The following is a 5,547-nucleotide window of genomic DNA, read 5'->3' on the forward strand; positions in this document are numbered from 1 at the left end:
TATTAACTTGGATAACATTTCAGTTACCCACTTAGCTTTTTCCACGCTCCTACCTTGCCCCGCGTGTTGACCTTTCGGCTCTCTGTTTGCTAAGCTCCCTATCAAGGTTCACTTTAGTCCAATCGACCGCTTACGAGTAACTAACTAACTTTCTTGATTCATTCACGCACAACACTACTTGTTACGTCAATCTTCCTGTTAGTGACAACTCCAGTCGTATCTTTCGGCGAAGTTCAGCCATAATAAGTGCATGCACTACCATTGCTTTTTATCCTGCTGCGCTCTACTCTTCTTCGTGCGTAGTTTAGACTTCTGATCTTTACCAGTACAGGCTTGCAACATTTACCCGTTGACCTTAGATTACTTGCAATAACGAAACACGTAACCCACGTTTACTATTTGTTCAAGCGGTGTAACTTCCGCTTTTTAAGTAATTTTCATTACAGTTACCCCCTGCAGATTGACTTTTTTTGCATTAAAAAACCGTCAACCAAGGCATTTTTGCCTTAATTGACGGGTATAATTTCATCATTAAATCTTGAACTTCTAGCCTTTTTCAGTTATTCTATTACTGCCGCTTATCTTGCGGACAAGCTTGTTAGCTTGTATAATAAAGATAACCTTTAGCGCTAGAGCTATAGTTTTAATTGATGGCTGAATCATCAATTAAGGCTCTCAAGATTCGACTGGTAATCGAATTTCGAGCTAGCGTTTTTTGTTTGTCCAAAAAACACTAATGCCTTTCTTATATGTATTCAATTTTTATCTCTTTAAGAATACCCTACATAAATAAAAAAAACAAGTCTAAATGCCGACACAGCAACCAATATAACAGTTAACTATCCGCTTAATATTTTAAAAAGCGCTTAGAACACATCTCTCAGCGCTGAATTAATAGTGCTTTTAAACTAAATCACAATTTCTAATTTTTTCTAGCAAAGCTTCCTCAAATTTCAGTTACTATCTTTCAATATATTTAGATTATCACTATTTTCATACTCGAAATAACTCTATTTTAATTGCAAAAGAATTGCAGTAGTTCATTCTTTTAGTTCGTAGGAAAGAAAGCAAAATGTTAATATTATATATAATAACTGTTTATAAACTACTTTACTTTCCGATTTGAATGGAGTGTATTTAATGTCTTTTATTGGTTCACTAGTTGTTATTTTGATAGCTACCACTATCGCTGGACACTTAGCTGCAAGAGCTGGGATTCCTGCAGTTTTAGGTCAACTTTTAATTGGTATAATAATTGGGCCCGGAGTTTTAAATCTTATCCGTTCAACAGAACTAATAGAACAATTTGCTGAAATTGGTGTAATCTTACTGATGTTTATGGCAGGCATAGAAAGCGATATACAACAACTTAAAAAATATTTCAAACCAGCTTTATCAGTCGCAGTATCTGGTGTTTTATTACCCGTAATTGCTATGGGTTCAGCCAGTTTATTGTTTGGCTACCATTTTCAAGAAGCTTTGTTCATAGGTGTTGTTTTCTCCGCTACTTCTGTCAGTATTTCTGTAGTTGTATTGCGTGAATTTAAAGCTCTAAACGGTAAAGAGGGAGCAACTGTTCTTGGAGCAGCTGTTGCTGATGATATTTTAGGTGTTTTACTGCTGAGTTTAATGATAACTCTCGTTGGTAGTAGTGGCGTAACTGGCCATGGTAGCTCAAATAACATTTTGGCCCAGCTGATTTTCCAAGGGCTTTTCTTTGCTGGAGTTTTCCTCCTTGTTCGTTGGATCGCACCAGCAATCATGTATTTAAGTAATAAGTTATTAATTCCTACTAGCAAAACTATCTCCGCTATGATTATCTGTTTATCAATGGCGTATATAGCTGAATTAGTTGACTTGTCTGGAGCAATCGGAGCTTTTTTCGCAGGTATAGCCGTTGGGCAAACACCTACCAAAAAAATTGTTGATACTAATATCGAACCAATCAGTAATACACTTTTTGTTCCTGTCTTCTTTGTTAGTATTGGGCTAAGTGTTTCGTTTAATAATTTCCTCACTTCTTTACCCTTCATCACCATTATGACCATTCTTGCTATTTTAACTAAATGGTTGGGGGGCGAACTAGGTTCGATATTAGCTGGTTTTGATAGAAATAGTGGACGAGTCGTGGGAACAGGTATAATTGCACGTGGTGAAATGGCTTTAATCACAGCTCAAATCGGCTTTAACGCACATTTACTGGATAAGTCCTTGTATGTAGATATCATCTTTATAATCGTCATTGCCACGTTATTAGCACCATTACTATTACGTTGGTCATTAAAAAGATTACACAAAGCTATTTAGTTTTATTTATAAGATTATTATTAAAGTCGCTATACCTTTCCTAGTTTACATAACCTACCTTATCAACACTAACAACTATACCAGTGCTTCACGTACCCTTGTGCATTGCCCCCCCAATCACAAACTCGCCGCAAGCCTTTAACTTCCGTTCACACACGCGCATTTTTTTAGAATTGCACAATCTATACCACTGTTTTTGATTTTACTTCTTTGCACTCTTTTTTTATTTCATGTTATAATGAAATTGCAAAAAGTGAGTAAACAATATATACACCAAAGCCCCTAACAGTCGCAACCTGTTAAGGGCTTTTTTTGTGGGCTAAATGTCGCCTATTTCATTTTACTTACGGTGTTTCCGTTTTAGCCAGTCCGTAAACCACGCTGTTATCAGCGCAACCGCAAGTGGGGCAAAAAGTGAGTTAAACATATATACACCTCCCAACCGTTGCAGATTGGATAGGCAACTTTTCCATTATACCTTATTTATCGTCTTTGCCACCAGTGCCGTTTTTTTGCCGTTTCTGGCGTTTTAGGCTCGTTCCTAACCTTTTCTACTTCTTCCGGTTTATCCGTGCTTATGCTTAAATCGTCTCCTGTTTCCAATGCTTTTAATCTCTTTTGTGTTCCTAGCTCTAATTGTTGTTGTTGATCGAGCAATTTATAAACCCTGCTTAATTGCTCGTCTTTTATTTCTAGCTGTTCATCTTTTTTCTCTAGTTGTTGCTTCATTAACTTAAACTGTTCTCGGTAATCTTCTAGTATCGCGATACAGTCGATACTATCCCCACCTTTTCCCTTGCTATCAAGGCTTTCTTTATCTTTTTCTATATCACTATCAAGACCCGATACTCGTTTTTTAGTATCGCCAGTTTTCGGCTCTGTATCAGGCTTAGTGGTTCTTTTTTCAGTTTTTTGTATATCGGTAGGCTTTGTATCGCTTGTATCGCCGATATGGTCGGCTACAAAAAAATGTTCTTTTATTCGCTTAATAATGGGCTCTCCGTAGTAATTTACATTTTTAAGCCTTTTATCATAGTCGATATTGTATTTACTTATATAGCGATACACTCGTAATTTGTTTATCCCTAGTTCTTCCGCGATTTCTGGTACTGATAACCACCTTTTAGCCAATACGATACACCCCTTTTAAAAGATACGGCTTCATTATAGCAAAAAAAATAGCCCTTAGTGGGCTACTCCTCTTTTTTATCTATTGAATAATTTCTTGATTCCGCCAATCTTTTGCGTTCCTGCGATTAACCCCGTTACAGCGATCAATATTGCCCCTGCTACGCTCATGCTCATACTTCTAGTATTATCTCGCCAGTTTGTGGCAAAGTCGCTCTTACGGCTGTTTGTTGCGCTTTTACGCCACTCTCCTGGACTGCCTGTGGCTGTCCTGCTTTTGCGTTTTGTGTGGTAGCCGCTGTTGTACTCGAACTTGCCGCGCTTGGGTCTACTGGTGTTGTTGCGGCTGTTTGTTTCGTTGTGCTTAAATTTTCTGTCACTGTTGAGCTTGCTTGGGTCTTGCTTGTACTGCTCTTCTGTGTCGCTTGCCTTACTACTTGTATCACTCGCCTACTAACACTTATTGTTTCTTCTAACAAAATTCACGACTTTCCACTTTAGCTATGCTACAATTTACTTATAAAGTTGTTTTTGCTTGCAAAAAAGGGGCGGGAAAAGCAAAAAATAGTATGCCAGTGCTACTTTTTAAGTCCTATAATGATAAGTAGAAGCAACGCTAAAATTAAAATTACATCTATCATAAAAAACACCTCCAATGATCGTTCCGTTGGAGGTGTTTTTTGTTTAGACGAGTTGGTCAACAAAAAACTTAAATACCTTGCATTCGGTCACACGTTTTTTTACCCCTAGAGATCATTATTATTTCCACCCAACATCTCATCAAGGTTACCAAAAGTAACCTCTATTCCCACCTCTGCCGCACATTTTGCGACTAATCGGCGTACATTCAACGACTGATATAAATAAACAATATGCGTGTACTGTCCTGCCTCAATCAATTTTTTATAATTAAGCAACTTCTTCTTTATCCGCGCGGGGGTCTTTCTTGTTAACTCAACTTCTACCGCCTGTCTTGTTTCTTCTGTCTCTATTACAAAATCAGGCAAAATTTTTAATTCTCTTCTATCCTGTCCAATGTCACTAACTTCATTCACTAACAATTCCCGTTCCGTCTCGAAACTAGCTTCTTTCAAATGCTCCTTATAAAAAATCATGCTCTCATTTACTAACATACTATGGCGAAAAATTGCAAAATTCGGCGCTTTATTATCTCTTGAAAAACCAAAATTTAATTCTCCGACAAACTCACTACCAGCCTTAGTGATTAAAAAAACCGCCTGTCTTATATTCTTAAACTCCGTAACTAAACCGTTCTTTTTTAACTCTTTTACTGCATAATATGCTGTCGTTTTTTTTGAACCTGTCAAACTAACAATCTGCTCTATATTTGCAATTCCCAATCTATCTATTATCTCTAACACTCTCTGTCTTTTTTCTGTTAACCCAATCATCAACTTAAACACCTACCTATATTTTTTATCTATCTGCTCTTGAACTTTCTTTTGACCTGCCTTTGAACTTGACCTTGAACCTGCTCTTGATCTTGACTCTTCTCTTGAACTTAATCTTCTGACTTTGAACTCTATTTCTCTTTATCTCACTCTTACTTACTATCTTTTCTTATCTTCTTTTTATCTTACTCACGCTTACTTTTTCTTTATATCCTTAGTAGCCAGCCGCCCGCTTGAAACTGTACTATCGTAACTACGTGGAGAGAGTGCGGTTTCAAGCGGGCGGCTGGCGGAAATTTTAGAAATAAAGGAAAATTTAGCGTGATTTTTTGAAAGATACATCAATCAAAATTCAACTAGATTATAAAATAAATTCCACCAAAAATTAAAAAATAAAGTTCAAGGTCAAGCCCTGATGAACTTAGAAACCGTTCATCTAAAACCCAAAAAACAAAAAATTTCAGTTCTTTCAGAACCTCCAATTTTCTATTTTTAGGGTTGCTATTTAACATCAATTTTAGTATTTATCTCTTAAAAAAGATATGTAATCTCTCTTGTGTTTTATGTTTTGATGAGCTATCAATTGAGCTGGTAGTTCAGGAGGAAGGCAGACTTTCCCTATCTGAAGGTATAGAAAGTCTTTTACCAAAACTTGTGACGATTATCAACGTCGCAGTATAGCCCGATCGTTTTAGCACGT

4 protein-coding genes are annotated in these 5,547 nt (G+C 36.9%); 1 reads left to right on the forward strand and 3 read right to left on the reverse strand.

Annotated elements, in window-relative coordinates; translation table 11 throughout:
• Window positions 1-1,140 precede the first annotated feature (1,140 nt).
• Window positions 1,141-2,307: a cation:proton antiporter gene (locus AB3Y88_RS12730; protein ID WP_228890227.1), complete on the forward strand. Its 1,167-nt coding sequence runs from the start codon at window positions 1,141-1,143 to the stop codon at window positions 2,305-2,307.
• 483 nt (window positions 2,308-2,790) lie between these two features.
• On the opposite strand, the gene AB3Y88_RS12735 is transcribed toward AB3Y88_RS12730, so the two are convergent.
• The 3 genes from AB3Y88_RS12735 to AB3Y88_RS12745 form a co-directional block, all read right to left on the reverse strand.
• Window positions 2,791-3,438 carry a DUF536 domain-containing protein gene (locus AB3Y88_RS12735; RefSeq protein ID WP_367293461.1) on the reverse strand — a complete coding sequence of 216 codons (648 nt, stop codon included), beginning with the start codon at window positions 3,436-3,438 and terminating at the stop codon, window positions 2,791-2,793.
• Between the two features lie 170 nt (window positions 3,439-3,608).
• Window positions 3,609-3,815, reverse strand: coding sequence for a hypothetical protein (locus AB3Y88_RS12740; protein WP_367293462.1), 207 nt, complete (start codon window positions 3,813-3,815; stop codon window positions 3,609-3,611).
• Between the two features lie 366 nt (window positions 3,816-4,181).
• Window positions 4,182-4,847: a replication-relaxation family protein gene (locus AB3Y88_RS12745; protein WP_261909714.1), complete on the reverse strand. Its 666-nt coding sequence runs from the start codon at window positions 4,845-4,847 to the stop codon at window positions 4,182-4,184.
• Between the last annotated feature and the right edge of the window lie 700 nt (window positions 4,848-5,547).

This window comes from Liquorilactobacillus satsumensis, assembly GCF_964065465.1.
GTDB classification, from domain to species: Bacteria; Bacillota; Bacilli; order Lactobacillales; family Lactobacillaceae; genus Liquorilactobacillus; species Liquorilactobacillus satsumensis.